We start from the raw sequence: 17865 nt of genomic DNA, 5'->3' as shown, positions 1-17865 counted from the left end.
TCGACAGGATCGTCGAACGCTTTGACCAACTCGCGAAGAAATGGTCCCCGCGGCTCGGCAAGCCCAAAGCACCCAAGCCCACTCCCTGAGCACGGACACCCGTCCGCGGCCTACGCCGGATGGTTACTGTTCATCACTGCCAGTGGCCGCTGGGATTACTATTACGTGCTGACCTCGGTGGCCTTGCTGTCGATTGCGGCGGCCGGGGTCTGGCTGACCTTCTATATTGGCCGGATCAATATCGGTCAGGGGGCCTATGCGCTGACGGGGGGCTATGTCTCGGCAGTGCTGATCACCCAGACCGGTGTCAGCTTCTGGCTGAGCCTGCCGCTGGCGGGTCTGTTCTGCGCGGTGGTTGCGGTGCTGATCGGCCTGCCGATCCTGCGGCTGCGTGGCGTTTACTTCGCCATGGTGACCCTGGTTCTGACCGAAGTCGCACGGCTGACGGCGCTTGCTTTGCCGGTCACCAACGGGGCGAAAGGCATCACCTCAATTCCGATGCCCGGAGAGGTTTCGCTGTTTGGCCTGACGGTTATTCCCGATTTTGCCACGCTGCAGAATCCAAAGCTGGCCTTTTATCTGCTGGCGGCAGGGCTGATGGTGCTGACCTATCTGGTGCTCTGGCGGATCGTAAACTCCCGTCTTGGTCATCTGTGCCGCAGCCTGCAGCAGAATGAGGAGCTCTCGGCCTCTATCGGCGTGAATACGGCGATGCTGCGGGTGATGGCCTATGCGATTTCCTCGTTCTTCGGCGGCATTTCGGGCGCGGTGTTTGTCGCGATCTCGCAGTCTATCTACCCCTCCTCCTTTGTGGTCCAGGACAGCGTGAACTTCATGCTTTACTGCTTCCTCGGCGGGCTGGGCTATGTCTTTGGCCCGATGCTGGGCACGCTGCTGCTCTATTTCGGCTGGGATCTGCTCTCAGCGGCGGGGCAATATCAGCTGCTGATCTATTCGGGCAGCATGATTGCGCTGATGCTCTGGCTGCCGAACGGTCTCTTGTCTTTGCTGGATCGTCGGGAGGGCCGCAAATGACCCCGGTACTTGAAGTCAGAGAGGTTACCAAAAGATATGGCGGGCTGGTGGCCAATAATGCCGTCAGTTTCAGCGTGGCCGAGCGTGAGATCCTTTCGGTTATCGGACCAAACGGCGCCGGAAAATCAACGCTGTTCAAGCAGATTGCCGGTTTTGTTGCCCCAAGCAGCGGCGAGGTTTTGTTCCGCGGGCAGCTGATATCGGGCATGAGCCCGCATAAAGTGGCCCGGCTGGGCGTGGTGCGGACCTTCCAGGAAACCACCATCTTCCGCTCGATGACGGTGCGGGAGAATGTCATCGTCTCGCATCACCTGCGGTCGCGCGCCAGTCTGCTGGGCTATTTCTTCGGCTCGCGCCTTGCCCGCTCCGATGAAGAGGAATTTGCGCGTTCGGCCGATGAGATTATTGATTTTCTTGGGTTGCAGGCGATCCGCAATGAACTGGCCTCTAATCTGCCGCAGGGCCATCTGCGCGCGCTTGGAATGGCGATCGGCCTGGCAACCAGCCCGGCGGTGATCCTGCTGGACGAGCCTTTCGCCGGGATGAACCATGAGGAAACCATGCGGATGGTGGCGCTGGTGCGCCGGCTGCGCGATGAGCGTGGCATGACCGTACTGCTGGTTGAACATGACATTCCGGCGGTGATGAAAATTTCAGACCGCATCGTCTGTATCAATTTCGGCGAGAAGATCGCCGAAGGTACGCCTGCCGAAATTCAGGCCGATCCGCATGTGATCGAGGCCTATCTCGGCTCTGAAGATGCAGCGATCGGGATGTGATGCCATGAGTAAAATGCTGAGCTTCGACAATGTCGAACTGTATTACGACCATGTCTACGCCCTTAAAGGCGTATCTGTGGAGCTGCATGAGGGCGAGATTGTCGCGCTGATCGGGGCCAACGGGGCAGGGAAATCCTCAATCCTGCGCGCCATAACCGGTTTGCAGAAAATCCGCTCGGGTTCGATCACCTATCTGGGCGAGCGGCTGGACGTCAGCCCGGCGGCGGCAATTGTGCGCCGTGGCATTGCCATGGTGCCCGAGGGGCGCCGGGTCTTTCCGCTGATGTCGGTGCGTGACAATCTGATGATGGGGGCCTTTACCCGCAGCGATAAAGCCGGAATTGCGCGTAGTCTGGAAAGCATCCTGACCCGTTTTCCGCGTCTGCGCGAAAGATACAGCCAGCAGGCCAGCACCCTTTCGGGGGTGAACAGCAGATGATGGTGATCGGTCGCGCGCTGATGGCACAGCCGAAACTGCTGCTGCTGGATGAGCCTTCGCTGGGGATCGCGCCCAAACTGGTACAGGATATTGCCCGCGCTATCGTCGCCATCAGCCGCGATGAGGGGGTCTCAGTGCTGCTGGTCGAGCAGAACAGCCGGATGGCGATGTCGATCTCAAACCGCACCTACGCATTGTCGACCGGGCAGATCGTCCTGTCAGGCCTGTCGCGTGATCTGCTCAATGATGAACGTGTCAAAGCGGCCTATCTCGGAGGGGAAGTCTGATCACTATGCGTATCCTTGTGCTGAACCCCAATACCACCGCGTCCATGACGGAAAAAATTGCCGCCGCCGCGCGTGAGGCTGCCGGGCCCGATACCGAAATCATCGCCCGCAATCCCCGCAATGGCCCGGCCTCAATTGAGGGCTATTATGACGAGGCGATGAGCCTTGCCGGATTGCTGGAGGTGATCCGGGCCACGCCCGAGGCGGATGCTGTTGTGCTTGCCTGTTTTGACGATACCGGGCTGGATGCGGCCCGCTGTCTGACGGATCGCCCGGTGATCGGCATTGGCGAGGCGGGGTTTCATATGGCCTCAATGCTGTCGAATAAATTCTCGGTGGTGACAACGCTGGCGCGTTCGGTTCCGGCGCTTGAGCATAATCTGCATCGGTATGGATTATGGTCGCGCTGTGCGCGGATCCGCTCTTCCGGAGTGGCAGTGCTGGAACTGGAAGATCCTGCATCTGATGCCAGTGCCCGTATCAATGAACAGATCCGGCTTGCAATCCTGGAGGACCGGGCCGAAGCTATTGTGCTCGGCTGTGCCGGCATGACGGATCTGGCGGCACGGCTGACGCGCGAGCATGGACTTCCGGTACTGGACGGGGTGGCCTGTGCTGTCACACTTGCGCAATCAATGCACCGGCTGCAGCTGCGGACCTCTCGTCTGGGTGGCTATGCCCCCGTGCCTGAACATAAGCGCGTATTTCCACTTTAATGCGGCGATTATGGCCTGACGATATCAGGCCCTGCGGTGGATCGGGGCAGATTTTTGATCTGTCCTGATCCATCGAAAGAGGGGTGGGGAAGACTGAAAATTCTGCCTGTGCCCCCCCCTGTTTTGCAGAGATTTTCGCAGGTCCTGAAACCAGGCGAACTCTGCCGTGCCTATCCGGATTTGTAAATTTACCTGAAGCAGGTGATGAAATTTCCCTAGCGTAAGCCGGATTCTGCGTGGAATTTTTTGACGGCTTTTTGGTGATTCTTTGATGGTTACGGGAAGAATATATAGTGATTCTTTCATCGTGAATTATCCCGGATTTGTCGATTCGAATGACCGGTTTTGCTATGTATGGGGCAAAGAGGCCTTTCGTGTGTCAACCATGAGTTGATATAAAATTGTAATATATGAATGCTCAATGATAAAAACTGGTCAGCATGGATCATTAGGGGATCCTGTCTGGCTATGACTTATTCATCTGAATCTTAACTGTTTTATCTGGTTTACTGTTACGACAGTATCTTTGGTGAACCCTGGGTCAATTCATTATTGGTTCCATAATATATTTACGGGATGTTTGTTTTGTGATAGCTTTAAAAATATCAATAAAATCAACGGCTTGATAATGTATTTTCCAGGGAGTCAAATGATTCCCGGGGTTTGATTTTCTTTTTTAACTGACGGCAGATCTGAATCCTGTGCCTCTGGCACCGGGATGTCCTGATATTGTCCTTTGTTCTGAGTTGCGAGTGAATGTAGTAGAAGGTGGTGGAATGTCTGGTAAAAAGTGGCGCAGGTTTAACGGGGCATGTCTGGTTTTTACCGGTTTCCTGCTTGCCTCAGCATTTCCCTCCTCTGCGCAGGTACAGCGCAGAATTGTTAACAGCAGTTTTGAGCAACCTCAGCTGAGATCACCGGGTACGCCTGAAGAGGGTTGCACAAGTTTTGCCGGTTCATCCGCCTTCCCTGGCTGGGAGACCACGCATCCCACGGGCAATCCCGACGGCTCCTGTGCAAGCAGACCGGGTGTCGGAGGGCCACTGCTTGAAGTATGGCGGACAGTGGCACCTGGTTTCACCGGTACACGATATCCCCCGTCCAATCTAAATCAGGCTGCAGATGGGCGTCAGTTCAGTGAGCTGAATGCCCATTCTCCCTCCCGGCTTTATCAGAATGTCTGTCTTCTGAGGGGCGAGACATTCACCTGGCGCTTCAGTCACCATTCGCGCACTGACGGACCCACGATCCAGCAGGCGAATTTTGAAATTGCGCCGAGGCCAGGTGGTCCATTCACGCTTCTGGGAAGCTCGAGGCGCGCCAACACCAATCAGAGCTGGAATAACGTTACCGGCAGATATACCCATAATGGGGCATCCGCTGTCTGGACGATCGGCTTCCGGGCTGTAAATGAAGGGGGTGCTGGTAATTTCCTTGATGCGATCCAGATCAATCTTCTGCCTCTGGTTGAATTTACGATTCCGGCAACATCTTCTCTGGAAAGAAACGGCAACGCCTCTCTGGCTAGGCTGAATCTGGTTGGTGATCTCGCCAGCCCGATGCCCGTTACGCTCAGGGTGGTCGGTGGGACTGCAACGCTTGGCGTGGATTATACAACACCAAGCGGTACCAATCAGTTCACGGTCAATATTCCGGCAGGAAGATATAGTGGAACCGGTAATATCGCGACCGGAATTAACATCATCAATGAAGCCCTGCTGGAAACAGGCGAAACCATCATTCTTGAGATTGTTCCTAATACCGGGCGCTACAATATTGCCAATACCAGGACCTGTGGGGCAAATCCGACCTCGCGCACGACTCATACAATTGTGGATGATGAAGCCGAAATCTTCATTTTAAAGGCTCTGCCCAATGGCCGTATGGCACCGCGTGACCAGTTTACGCTGAGCATCATCAATGCCAATGGGGGTGTGTTATCGCGTGTCAACACCACCGGTGCCAATAACCAGGTAGCGGGTCAGGCCCGCACGGTGCTGGGAAACCTTCCGGTTGACGGCACGGGCCGCCGTTATCAGATCTCTGAGGTGATGGCACCTGGCAGTACCAGCCCGCTTGCAGCCTATGGCTCGCAGCTCAGCTGCACGAACAGTAAGAATGGCTCTGCCACGCCAATGCCGTCAGGCCGGATGACGGCCGCCGGGCTGGTGCCGCGGGCAGGCGATCGGATCCGCTGCACATTCACCAACAGCTTCACAGCTGTCACTATCGTTCAGGCGCTGAAAACCGGCAGGTTTAACGACCGCAATGGCAATGGTCTGAGCGACCCCGGTGAGACCATCACCTATGTCTACCGGGTGCTGAATGCCGGCAATGTGACGCTGAATCAGGTCAGTGTTGCGGAATCCCGTGCCGTCTTTACCGGTTCCGGTGTACTGCCCGTTCCGGTCTGGGCGTCGAGCACGCGCGGCTCGGCTGCAGGATCCCTGCTGCCCGGCGAAGAGGCAACCTATACCGCGACTTATCAGCTGACCCAGCAGGATATTGACGCTGGTTCGGTCCACAATCAGATCCTGGCCCGGGGCGTAAGCTTCAACAGGCCAGCGGTCACCGATCTGTCTCACCCCACAAATCGCATCGCTGATGCCCCGACCGTGGTGCGATTGGCGGTTGCACGGCGCCTCGCGGTGGATAAACGTGCCAATGTCACCAAAATGAGTGCCCCTGGCCGGATCAGTTACCGCATCGATGTCACGAACACCGGCAATGTCGGTTTCCCTCAGGCGGGTGTTGTGGTCGGCGATACGGTGAGCACTCCGACCGGCCAGGTCGAGCTGCGCCCGGTGCTGCAAAACCCGAATACCGGCGATGTGAATCGCAATGGCCGTCTCGATCCCAGGGAGAGCTGGATCTACACCGCCTTTTATGATGTCACCCAGGCGGATTTCGATGCCGGGGATGAGGTTATCAATACCGCCCGTGCCGGAGTACCGAATGGCCCCAATCAGGTGCCGCCGGTCGTAAGCCGCGAAGTGCCGGTCGCCCTGGTGACGGAACCGGGTCTGGCGGTGGAGAAACGTGCCGATGTCACCGAAATGCGTGCCCCTGGCCGGATCAGCTATCAGATCGATGTCACGAACACCGGCAATGACAGTTTCCCTCAGGCGGGTGTTGTGGTCGGCGATACGGTGAGCACTCCGACCGGCCAGGTCGAGCTGACCCCGGAACTGGAGAGCCCGAATACCGGCGATGTGAATGGCGATGGCCGCCTCGATCCCGGGGAGACCTGGATCTACACCACCTTCTATGATGTCACTCAGGCGGATATCGATGCCGGGGATGAGGTTATCAATATCGCCCGTGCCGGAGTGCCCGAGGGTCCGAAGCCGGTGCCGCCGGTCGAAAGCCCCGAAGTGCCGGTCGCGCTGGTGACGGAACCGGGTCTGGCGGTTGAGAAACGTGCCGATGTCACCGAAATGCGTGGCCCTGGCCGGATCAGCTATCAGATCGATGTCGCGAACACCGGCAATGTCAGCTTCCCTCAGGCGGGTGTTGTGGTCGGCGATACGGTGACCACTCCGACCGGTCCGGTCGAGCTGACCCCGGAACTGGAGAGCCCGAATACCGGCGATGTGAATGGCAATGGCCGCCTCGATCCGAGGGAGACCTGGATCTACACCGCCTTTTATGATGTCACCCAGGCGGATATCGATGCCGGGGATGAGGTGATCAATATCGCCCGTGCCGGAGTGCCGGAGGGTCCGAAGCCGGTGCCGCCGGTCGAAAGCCCCGAAGTGCCGGTCACGCTGGTGACGGAACCGGGTCTGGCGGTTGAGAAACGTGCCGATGTCACCGAAATGCGTGCCCCTGGCCGGATCAGCTATCAGATCGATGTCGCGAACACCGGCAATGTCAGCTTCCCTCAGGCGGGTGTTGTGGTCGGCGATACGGTGACCACTCCGACCGGTCCGGTCGAGCTGACCCCGGAACTGGAGAGCCCGAATACCGGCGATGTGAATGGCAATGGCCGTCTCGATCCCAGGGAGACCTGGATCTACACCACCTTCTATGATGTCACTCAGGCGGATATCGATGCCGGGGATGAGGTGATCAATATCGCCCGTGCCGGAGTGCCCGAGGGTCCGAAGCCGGTGCCGCCGGTCGAAAGCCCCGAAGTGCCGGTCACCCTGGTGCCGGAGCCGGGTCTGGCAGTGGATAAACGCGCCGATGTCACCGAAATCCGTGGCCCTGGCCGGATCAGCTATCAGATCGATGTCGGGAACACGGGCAATGTCAGCTTCGCGGGAGAAGAGGTCGTGGTCAGCGATACGCTGAGCACCCCGAATGGCCCGGTCGAGCTGACCCCGGAACTGGAGAGCCCGAATACCGGCGATGTGAATGGCAATGGCCGTCTCGATCCCAGGGAGACCTGGATCTACACCACCTTCTATGATGTCACCCAGGCGGATATTGATGCCGGGGGCGAGATCACCAATACCGCCCGTGCCGGAGTGCCGGATGGCACGAACCCGGTGCCGCCGGTCGTAAGCCCCGAAGTGCCGGTCACCCTGGTGCCGGAGCCGGGTCTGGCAGTGGATAAACGCGCCGATGTCACTGAAATCCGTGGCCCTGGCCGGATCAGCTACCAGATCGATGTCGAGAACACCGGCAATGTCAGCTTCGCGGGAGAAGAGGTCGTGGTCAGCGATACGCTGAGCACCCCGAATGGCCCGGTCGAGCTGACCCCGGAGCTGCAATCTCCCAACAGTGGCGATGTGAATGGCAACGGCCGCCTCGATCCGAGGGAGACCTGGATCTACACCGCCTTCTATGATGTCACCCAGGCGGATATTGATGCCGGGGGCGAGATCACCAATACCGCCCGTGCCGGAGTGCCGGATGGCACGAACCCGGTGCCGCCGGTCGTAAGCCCCGAAGTGCCGGTCACCCTGGTGCCGGAGCCGGGTGAGTTTGTCATCGAAAAATTCGCGGATGTTCAGACTGCACTGGTCGGAGATCTGATCCCGTACCGTATTGTGATCCGCAATCTGGGCGGACGCAGGGCGCAGGTGCGGGTCACCGACAGCCTGCCCGTGGGCTTTGTCTACCGCATCGGCACGGCGCGGCTGGACGGAGAGCCTGTATCGCCGGAGGTGACTGGCCGCAGTGTTGTCCTTGACGATGTCAGCATTGCGGGGGGGCAAAGCCGTGAACTGGTGCTGCAGGTTCTGGTCAGCTCTTCGGTGCGCCCGGGCAAGCATACCAACTGGGCGCGGCTGACGGATCCGCGGACCGGCGAGGAACTGGCACCCCCTGCTCCGGCAGTGGTGCGGGTGCTGGCCGATGCGGTGATGCAATGTTCGACCGTGCTGGGCCGGGTGTTTAACGATACCGATCAGAACGGCCATATGAGCCGCGCCGAAGAGGAACGTGGTCTGCCGAATGTACGGCTGATCGCCCCCAATGGCCTGAGCATCCTCACCGATGAATATGGCCGCTTTAATGTGCCCTGTGCGGCCATGCCGCAGGCGATCGGTTCGAACTTCATGCTCCGGCTGGATGAGCGGACCCTGCCTTCGGGCTATCGCCTGACCACGGAAAACCCCCGTGTGGTGCGACTGACCCAGGGCATGATCACCCGGATGGACTTCGGGGCCAATCTGGCACCGCTGGTGCGCATTGACCTCGCAGCCGGGGGCTTTGTGAGCGGGCCCGATGGCACCAGCCTCAAGCCCGAGCTGCAGGCGGGCCTGCAGAAACTGGTCGCGCAGATCCGCAAGCAGGTGGTGATGCTGCGTATCACCTATCAGCTGGCGGACGACGAGCCTGCACCTGTGGCCCGCCACAGGATCAGGCTGGTGGAGAAGGTCCTGCGACAGATGTGGCGCGCCACGGGCCATTCCAAGCTGAACATCGAGACACGGATTGAACGGACGGGAGTGCGGCAATGAGTTTTGTTCTTAGAGATCTGGTTTCGCTTGATCTTCTGCGCCGGACGCGTCGGTTTGTGCTGGCCGGAACGGTCACCTCATATGAGATTTTCCTGCCTTCTGCAGCGCTTGCAGAAGTCTGTCGGGCGGATGGTCTTAATTATGCGGGTGATTGTGTTCACTCTGATGCCGGGACGGTGGTCACGGGTCCGGTCGCGCCGAATGTCGATATCGGCCAGGCCCCCGATCTTGGCGAGACCGGCTTTTCGATTTCAATCGAAGGGATTGGGGGCAGCAGTGATGCGGCACCGACAACAATCGCAGGCGTCACTGCCGGACCGGACCGGCTGCGCCAGATGGACCGCCTGCTGGAGCTGGCCGGGGTTGATCTGACCTATGACGGGCTGGGCGGCAGGCCGCGCCTCGCGATTGCAACCCAGGATCTGCGCGAAGGCTTTGTTGCGGGCGAAACGGTGACTTTCCGCGCCTCCTCAAACTATCCGGGCTGGATTGCTGCGGCAGAGGTGGTGATCACCGATCTGCGCGGGCGCAGTATTGCCAGAGTGCCGATTGCGGCCAATGGCACCGGGATGTGGCAGATGCCTGCAGCCACCAATATGCCGGAAGATCACGGCGAGTATCTGTATTTCCTGCGCGTCTCTGATGCCGAGGGGCGCCGTGATGAGACAAAGAGCCTGGCCCTGAAACGCCTGGCCCGGGCGGAGGCGCCGGATCTCAGCGGGCCGGTCATCGCTGCGGGTGAGGGCAATGATATGACGGCGCAGCGCGGCATTCCGGTGCGGGGCGGTGCTATCACCGTTTCCGGACGATCGGGCAGCGGGCAGCCGGTCACCGTACTCGGCGAACGGGTTCCGGTGGATCGCAATGGTAGCTTTGTCATCCAGCGCATCCTGCCGCCGGGAACCCATGCCGTGGCGATTTCGATCGACGGGCGCCAGCTCAGCCGCTCGGTGACAGTCGAGCGATCGGAATGGTTCGGAACCGGGATCATCGATCTGACACTTGGCCGGCAGGAGGGCGAGACCTGGCGGCTTGGCCGGATCGCCGGATTTGCCCAGGGGATCCTGGCCGATGGCACCCGGATCACAGCTTCTGTTGATACACGCGAGGAAGAGCTGCGCGACCTCTTCCGCAATTTCGGCCGCAAACATCCCGATCAGGTGCTGCGCGAGATTCAGGCCGAGGATGTGTTTGCCACCTTTGGCGATGACAGTCAGATGACAGATCTGGCGCCCAGTTCGGGTAAGTTTTTCCTGCGCGCCGAAAGGGATAACAGCCATCTGCAATGGGGGGATTTCAAGCCGCGCGAAAGCACCGGCCTCAGCGTGCGCAGTGATCGCGCCCTTTATGGTCTTTCCGGTGAATACCGCTCGCCGGGGATCACCGGCGAGGGCGAGAGCCGGCTGCGCATCACCGGCTTTGCCGCCCAGGCCGACAGCCTGATGCAGCGCGATGTGATGCGCGCCACCGGCGGCAGCGCCTATTTCCTGTCACGCCAGGATCTGCTGGTCGACAGTGAAACCGTCTTTGTCCAGGTGGTGTCACGGACCACCGGGCTGGTGGTCGAGACCCGGGTCCTGACCGAAGGACGGGATTACCGCATCAACCCGGTACAGGGGGTGATCATTCTGAATGCGCCACTGTCTTCCGGCATGGCGGGCGACGGGCTGATCCGCGACAATCCGCTGGGCGATTATGATGTCAATCTGGTGGCGCAATATGAATATGTGCCGACAGTCGGCGATGTCGATGGATATACGGCGGGCGCGCGCAGCGAGGTCTGGGCGAATGATCAGCTGCGGTTCGGGGCTTCGGTGATCCGCGAAACCTCGGGTCTGGCCGATAATACCCTCGCCGGGGCCGATATTCTGTGGCGGCAGGGCGAAAACCGCGAGCTGCTGATCGAATATGCGGTCAGCGAGGGGCCGGGCTTTGGCTCAAGCTTCTCGCTGAATGGCGGGCTGGATCTCGAGCCCACCGATCCCAGCTATGGATTGCCGGGGCTACGGGCCGGGTCTTTGCGGGTTGCCGGCAGAACCGATCTTGGCTTTGCCGGGATGAAGGGGGAAATCGCCGGTTTCTATGACCGCAAGGAAAAGGGCTTTTCCTCGCCCGATCAGGACTTTGGCTATGATCAGCAGGCGATGGGGCTTTCGGGGCGGCTGGCCATCTCGGCCCGGACCGATCTGACCTTTGGCGGCGAGGCCCTGAAACGCGATGACGGTCTGCGTGAAGAGGTTGCGCGGATCGGGCTTGTACATCGCTATGATGCGGTCTGGTTGCTGGAGTGGGAGGTGGCGCATGACCGGCGTGTCGCCGGTACCGCGCAATATGACGATCAGGGGCGCCGGATTGATGCGGCGCTGCGCCTGACCTGGCGCCGCGATGAGGCACTTTCGGCCTGGGTCTTTGGTCAGGCCACAGTGGCGCGCGATGGCAGCCGCCAGCGCAATGACCGGCTTGGGGTTGGGGCGCAGCTGCAGCTCAGTGAAAAGCTTGATGTGCTTGGGGAGGTCTCGCATGGCAGCCTCGGCGGGGCGGGCAGACTGGAGCTGAACTACCGGCCCAATGCCGATACTTCCACCACAATCGGCTACCGGCTCGATCCGTTGCGCCGCTTTGACACCACCGATTTCAGTGGCCGCGACCGGGGCAGTCTGGTGTTTGGCACCACGTCAAAGATCAATAACAGCTGGAGTTATACTTCGGAAACCAATTACAGCGCTTTTGGCACCCGGCCTGCCCTGACCTCGGGCTATGGGGTGAGCTATACCCCCTCGGAGCGCTGGAATTATGATGCCATGTTCCAGTATGGCGGCAGCCGCGAAAGCGATGGCAGCCAGCTCGACCGGCGCGGTGTCTCGCTGGGTCTGGCCTATAAGGGCGGAGAAACGGTGGCGGCCCGGCTGCGCGGTGAATGGCGCCAGGAGGAGTCTGACCGGCCGGAGAATGAGCTGGACCGCGACACCTGGCTGCTGAGCGGTGCCTATGAATATGCGCTGTCGCCGGACTGGCGTTTCCTCAGCTCGGTGGATGCGGTGTTTTCTGAAAGCGACCAGTCCTCGTTCCGCGACGGGCGCTATGTCGAGGCCCGGCTGGGCTATGCCTGGCGGCCGGCAAACGACGACCGGGTGAATGCGCTGCTCAGCTACAGCTATCTCTATGACCTGCCCGGGGCCGATCAGGTGAATATTGACGGTGATATCAATGGGGCCCGGCAAAAGAGCCATATTCTGAATGCTGCGATCAACTGGCAGCTCAATCCGAGCTGGACCCTGGGCGCGAAATATGGCTACCGCCTGCGCGAAAGCGCAGAGCGCGGCAGCGATAATTTCGTCACCAGCGAGGCGCATCTGCTGGTGCTGCGGGCCGATTATCATATCGTGCACAACTGGGACGTTATGATGGAAGTCCGCAACTTTTATGCTCCGCGCTCAGATACCACAGAACAGGCAGCCCTTCTGGGAGTCTACCGGCTGTTCGGCGACAATCTGCGGGTTGGCGGCGGATATCTCTGGGGCGAGGTTGATGATGATCTGCGCAAAGTCGAGGCGCCTAATAAAGGCTTCTTCCTCAATATAACCACGCAGTTCTGAGCGGGGCAGCAAAGATGCAGGCGGCGGCTCGCCTGCATCTGGCGGATCGGGTGAAGGACAAAGCCACCGGGCCCGACAGGGTCGGTTCTTTTTCCCGCCCGCCTGACAGTGCCGGGGCGGGCGGAGCTGTCTCGCACTGGCGCAGGAGGAAATATCCGGCTGATTAACCCGGGCTGCGTTGCAGCCCGGGTTTCTCGCGTATTCTGTCAGCTTTCGCCGGGCTGGGCTGCAGCCGCCAGGGACCTGACTTCTGCAATCATGCTGATGAGGCTATGGGCACCAAAGCCGATGCAGAGCGCGCTCAGGCTGCAGGCAGAGCGGGAGCGGGCAGCCCGGCGAAGGGCTGCCCGTGACGATTTCTCAGACCGAGGGTGCCAGAGCGGGGCGGGTTTTCTGCCAGATCCAGTCGAGCAGGACCATCACCACAAGCGAGGCTCCGGTCAGCGGGAAGATCACGCCGCCAATGCCCAGAATGGCGAACAAGCCACAAAACACCTTGCGGTCTGATGGCAGGGGCGGCACCCCAAGACGGCCAGAGGGGCGGCGTTTCCACCACATCACCGCCGCCGAAACCGCAAGGAACACGATCCCAAGGCAGGCCAGCAACAGCAGGATCTGGTTCAGTAAACCGAATGACTGGCCCATATGGGTGTTGATGCCGAATTCCAGCCAGCGCCCCAGCGGGCCGTAATCGCCATAGCTCATATCGATCAGCGGCCGGCCCGAATACTGATCGAGATGGACCACCCTTTGCTGGCTCAGATCGTCAGGATAGACCGAGCCGGAATAGACCCCGGTTGCCGTTTGCGGCAGGGCGACCGAAAAGCCCCGGTGCAGTCCGAGCCTGGTAAAGCTGTCAACCGCCGCATCGAGGCCAATGGGCGTCATACCGGGCGCTGGCGCTGCGGTTTGTGGGATCCGGGCCTGTTCAAGCGACCAGGAAGTTTTGGCAATATGGTCGAGATGCTCGTCCGACATTGGCACTTCGGTCCGAAGACCTGCAGGATAGCCGAAATTGCTGCCATTCGCCCATTCATTGACCTTTGCTCCCCAGACCGATGACCATGGCATGCCCGTCACGGCCAGAAAGACGATGAAGCCAGCGGTGAAAATACCGGTCACGGCATGGCTGTCGCGCCAGAAAACCCGTCTTCTGACCGGGCCGCGCACGGAAAGAACGCCCTCTCTGCGCCCTCTGGGCCACCACAGCCAGATCCCGGTCAGGACCAGCAGGATCGACCAGCCGCCCACGATTTCGATCATCATACGCGGTGTTGCGCCAAAATATCTGAAGGAATGCAGATAGCGCAGGGTCCAGGAAAAAGTGCTGCGGTCCGGGCGGGCCTCCAGTACTGCTCCGGTATACTGATTGACATAGACGGCCATGCGCCCGCCGCTGTCGGGCTGCACGGTCACCTCGGTGGACAGGGTGTCATCCGCCGGATCAGTATATTTTATCGCTCGCCCGGGCTGAGCAGACAAAGCCGCCGCAATGATCTCAGAAGGTGCCAGCCGGTGGGTGGCAACGGGGTCAATCTGCATAAAACCGGCATGTACAAACCGGTCGACTTCATCTTTGAAAAGGTAGATCGCGCCGGTGACGGACAAAGTGATCATGAAGGGCAGGATCAGCAGGCCTGCGTAAAAATGCCAGCGCCAGACGGCACGATAGAGATCAGAGGCCTGCGCATGCCGGGCGACGGCCTTCGGGAGCGCTGCCCCGTTGGTTTCAGTGGACATTGGGATCTTTCGTTCTGATGTTTCAGGTTTTGAAAACGTCAGAACCAGTGCGGAGGCCCCGTCGCAGGGGGCAGGCCGGTCGCATCGGCCATGCGCAGAACCGTGTCGAAATGGTGCGGTGCAGTGACACTATAGCCCGTGATCCTGGCCGGAAGGGATGATGCGAGCGGCGCATCGGCCGCCGGATGCGATCCGGCCCAGACGCAATGCACCGGATCACTGTCTTTGGGCTGTCTGTCACCTGCATCTGGGACAGGTTCCATGGTGACCGGATCGAATGCGATTTCGGTCATGGTTCCGCCGGAGCAGATGACCAGCATGACAGCGCCATCTGCCGCAGCAACAGGCATCACGCCCTTTGCAATCAGCGATGTGCCCATGAAAGGAAGCAGCATCACCCACATAAGGATCAAACGCAGTTTTTGTCGGAAGCCCGGTCCCATGCTGTCCAGCTACAGTTTTGCTGCCTGCCCCACAACTGCGGCAAATCGTTCTGCCTGGCTGAGGAAGAAAGGGCGCTCATGGCCCCTCTCGCCCTGCGGCAGAGCGGGGCAGGGCGAGAGGGGCCTGCCGCTCTGCCGCAGGGCAGGTGCTTTTCGCCCTGTCCGGCTCTTGATCCACCCAGAATATTGCAGTCGGGCCGTGCGGGCTGGCCCCGGTTCTGATCGGCCTTCTGTGCGGCCGGTGCTGCGGGGAAGGTCCGGGTCGGGCGCGTCTTTTACGCTGCCCCCTCTGTGAGGCGGGGCTGATCCGCGGCTAAGGAGGGGGGACAGAGCTGGCAGATCGCCTCGTGATGGCTGAGGAAGACCTCGCCCGAGAGCTGATCGACAAAGGCGGTGCGCTTCAGTCTGTCCATCACCGGGCCCTTCACCTCGGAAAGATGAAAGCGGATACTGGCGGCCCGGAGACGGCGATTGATCTCTTCAAGGCTTGCCAGCGCGCTGCTGTCGATGCGGTTCACCGCGGGGCACATCAGCACGACATGGCGCAGCCCGGGGCGCCCGGCGGTCAGGGCGGCTACCCGGTCCTCGAGAAAGCGGGCATTGGCGAACCACAGACTTTCATCAACGCGCAGTGACAGGACGCCTGGGCAGGTGCTGACCTGGTGGCGCTCTATATTGCGATAATGTTCGGTGCCCGGCACCTGGCCGACCACCGCCGAATGCGGCCGTGTCGTCTGCCACAGATGCAGAAACAGCGAAAGCGCGACGCCGGTGGTAATGCCCGGCTCTACCCCATAGCCAAGGGTGACAAGGATCGTGGTCAGCATGGCTGCGAAATCGCCGCGCGAATAGCGCCAGACCCGCCTCAGCGCCGGGAGGTCCACCAGCGAGAGCACCGCGATAAGAATGGTCGCGGCGAGGGTGGCCCGGGGCAGATCCGCCAGCAGCGGGGTGAGGAAAAGCGTTGCCAGCGTCAGGCCGCAGGCGGCAAAGACCCCGGCGGCCTGGGTTCTGGCGCCTGCATCAGCATTGACAACCGAGCGTGCAAAGCCGCCGGTCACCGGAAATCCCGAGGTGAAAGCGGCAGCTATATTGGCGGCGCCAAGCCCCATAAGCTCCTGATCCGGTTCAATCCTTTGCTGGTGCTTTGCGGCCAGCGTGCTGGCGACCGAGACCGATTCCACAAAGCCCACCAGCGAGATCAGGCAGGCGGCCGGTGCGAGCGCGAGCACAAGGGCGGGGGCAAAGGGGGGCAGGCCGGGGACGGGCAGGCCCGGGGGGATGGCACCGGTCAGGGCAAGCCCCTGTGCTCCGGGGCCGAGCAGACGCGCGGCCAGAATGGTGCCAAGAATGGCTAAAACCGGCGCGGCCCGGGCACATGCCGCGGCCAGTGCGGGTGACAGGCCAGCGCAAAGCAGCCATGCGCGCAGCCGGCTGCGCGACAGCCAGAGGAAACCGAGCACGGCCAGGCTCATGACCAGGGTCAGGGCATGGATCTCGCTGGCCCGCGCACAAAGCGAGGCCAGGATTTCAGGCAAAGTGTCGCCACCGCCGCCGACCCCGAGCAGATGGCGCAGCTGCCCTGCCGCGATCAGCAGACCCGAGGCGGTGATAAAGCCCGAAATCACCGGACGGCTGAGGAAATTGGCCAGAAATCCCAGCCGCAACAGCCCCATGATGATCAGAGCTGCGCCCGAGAGCGCCGCAAGGGTCAGCGCTGCCGCAGGGGCATCAGCAAGCCCCGCCTCGACCACCGGCGCCACAGCCGAGGCCGTCATCAGCGAGACAATGGCAACCGGGCCGATAGCCAGAACTCTGGAGGATCCGAAACAGGCATAGGCCAGCAGCGGTACAATCGAGGCATAGAGCCCTGTTTCCGGCGGCAGCCCCGCCAGCATGGCATAGGCGAGGCTTTGCGGGATCAGCATGATCGTCACGATCACCGCCGCCAGCAGATCCGCGCTCAGATCCGCGCGGTTATAGCCCCGGATCCAGGCGAAGAGGGGCGGCAGCAGGGGCGCCCGTTGCCCCGGGCTCACCAGGGCGCTTTCAGCAGATCGAGCGGGATCTTCAGATAGCTTCTGCCATCGGCTTCCGGCTCGGGCAGGCGGCCCGCGCTGATATTCACCTGCAGCGCATGCAGGATCAGCTTGGGCATGGGCAATGTCGCATCGCGGGCCTCGCGGGCGGCGACATAGTCCGCTTCGGTCAGATATTTCGAAATATGGCTGTTGGTGCTGCGCTGCGCCGCCACGGTCGATTCCCAGGCGGGTGCCCTGCCGCCCTGGCAATAATCATGGCCGGTAAAGATCCGGGTCTCATCGGGCAAAGCGAGAATGGCCTGGATAGAGCTCCAGAGCGCTTTCGCCGAACCGCCGGGGAAATCTGCCCGCGCCGTGCCGCTGTCGGGCATGAATAAAGTGTCATGCACAAAGGCGGCATCGCCGATCAGATAGGTGACCGAGGCCAGGGTATGGCCCGGTGAAAACATCACCCGGGCCGGGATCGTGCCGAGCATGAACCTGTCGCCGTCGGCGTAGAGCCTGTCCCATTGCGAGCCATCCGCCGCAAAGCCGCTCAGGTTGTAAAACCCTTTCCACAGCCGCTGCACCCCGACCACCTCTGCCCCGATACCCGTCGGTACGCCGGTTTTGCGTTTCAGGTAATCGGCGGCAGAGAAATGGTCGGCATGGGGATGGGTGTCGAGGATCTGCGTCAGCCGGTAGCCTTCGGCGGCGATGAAAGCCAGAAGGCGGTCGGCTTCTGTGGTCGCGGTCGCGCCGGATTTCTCATCATAATCGAGTACCGGGTCGATGATGAGGCAGTCTTTCGTCACCGGATCGGCGACCACATATTGCACAGAGCCAGTGCGGCTTTCGTAGAAAGCGGTGACGGTCGGGATGCTCATCGGGCGGACT

9 protein-coding genes and 1 pseudogene are annotated in these 17865 nt (G+C 60.8%); 6 read left to right on the top strand and 4 right to left on the bottom strand.

Going from position 1 to position 17865, the window contains the following annotated elements; translation table 11 throughout:
• The first annotated feature begins 165 nt into the window (after nucleotides 1-165).
• The 6 genes and pseudogenes from H0485_RS15090 to H0485_RS15065 all read left to right on the top strand — a co-directional run bounded on the left by H0485_RS15090 (nucleotide 166) and on the right by H0485_RS15065 (nucleotide 12764).
• Nucleotides 166-1035, top strand: coding sequence for a branched-chain amino acid ABC transporter permease (locus H0485_RS15090; protein WP_226936780.1), 870 nt, complete (start codon nucleotides 166-168; stop codon nucleotides 1033-1035).
• The gene (locus H0485_RS15085) at nucleotides 1032-1814 is read left to right on the top strand and encodes an ABC transporter ATP-binding protein (RefSeq protein ID WP_226936779.1); all 783 of its coding nucleotides are present in this window, start codon (nucleotides 1032-1034) and stop codon (nucleotides 1812-1814) included. Before H0485_RS15090 ends, H0485_RS15085 begins: the two co-directional genes overlap by 4 nt.
• 4 nt (nucleotides 1815-1818) lie before the next feature.
• Nucleotides 1819-2540: pseudogene (locus H0485_RS15080) on the top strand (ABC transporter ATP-binding protein).
• Between the two features lie 5 nt (nucleotides 2541-2545).
• Entirely contained in the window at nucleotides 2546-3256 is a 711-nt protein-coding gene (locus H0485_RS15075) for an aspartate/glutamate racemase family protein (protein WP_226936778.1), read from the top strand.
• Between the two features lie 1559 nt (nucleotides 3257-4815).
• The gene (locus H0485_RS15070) at nucleotides 4816-9168 is read left to right on the top strand and encodes a DUF7507 domain-containing protein (protein ID WP_226936777.1); all 4353 of its coding nucleotides are present in this window, start codon (nucleotides 4816-4818) and stop codon (nucleotides 9166-9168) included.
• The gene (locus H0485_RS15065) at nucleotides 9165-12764 is read left to right on the top strand and encodes a transporter (protein ID WP_226936776.1); all 3600 of its coding nucleotides are present in this window, start codon (nucleotides 9165-9167) and stop codon (nucleotides 12762-12764) included. Before H0485_RS15070 ends, H0485_RS15065 begins: the two co-directional genes overlap by 4 nt.
• A gap of 360 nt (nucleotides 12765-13124) precedes the next feature.
• Here H0485_RS15065 and H0485_RS15060 read toward each other — a convergent pair whose 3' ends face one another.
• From H0485_RS15060 to H0485_RS15045, 4 genes are all read right to left on the bottom strand, one after another.
• Entirely contained in the window at nucleotides 13125-14504 is a 1380-nt protein-coding gene (locus H0485_RS15060; protein WP_226936775.1) for a PepSY-associated TM helix domain-containing protein, read from the bottom strand.
• Between the two features lie 38 nt (nucleotides 14505-14542).
• A complete protein-coding gene (locus tag H0485_RS15055) occupies nucleotides 14543-14899 on the bottom strand; it encodes a hypothetical protein (RefSeq protein WP_226936774.1) in 357 nt (118 codons plus the stop codon).
• A 323-nt stretch (nucleotides 14900-15222) separates the two neighbouring features.
• The gene (locus tag H0485_RS15050) at nucleotides 15223-16986 is read right to left on the bottom strand and encodes a SulP family inorganic anion transporter (protein ID WP_226936773.1); all 1764 of its coding nucleotides are present in this window, start codon (nucleotides 16984-16986) and stop codon (nucleotides 15223-15225) included.
• Nucleotides 16983-17855, bottom strand: coding sequence for an MBL fold metallo-hydrolase (locus tag H0485_RS15045; protein WP_226936772.1), 873 nt, complete (start codon nucleotides 17853-17855; stop codon nucleotides 16983-16985). The genes H0485_RS15050 and H0485_RS15045 overlap by 4 nt, the downstream gene beginning before the upstream one ends.
• Nucleotides 17856-17865: the final 10 nt, after the last annotated feature.

The sequence above is a fragment of the Pseudogemmobacter faecipullorum genome (genome assembly GCF_020539525.1).
Classification (GTDB): Bacteria; Pseudomonadota; Alphaproteobacteria; order Rhodobacterales; family Rhodobacteraceae; genus Pseudogemmobacter; species Pseudogemmobacter faecipullorum.
This window is presented reverse-complemented; position numbering and strand designations above follow the sequence as displayed.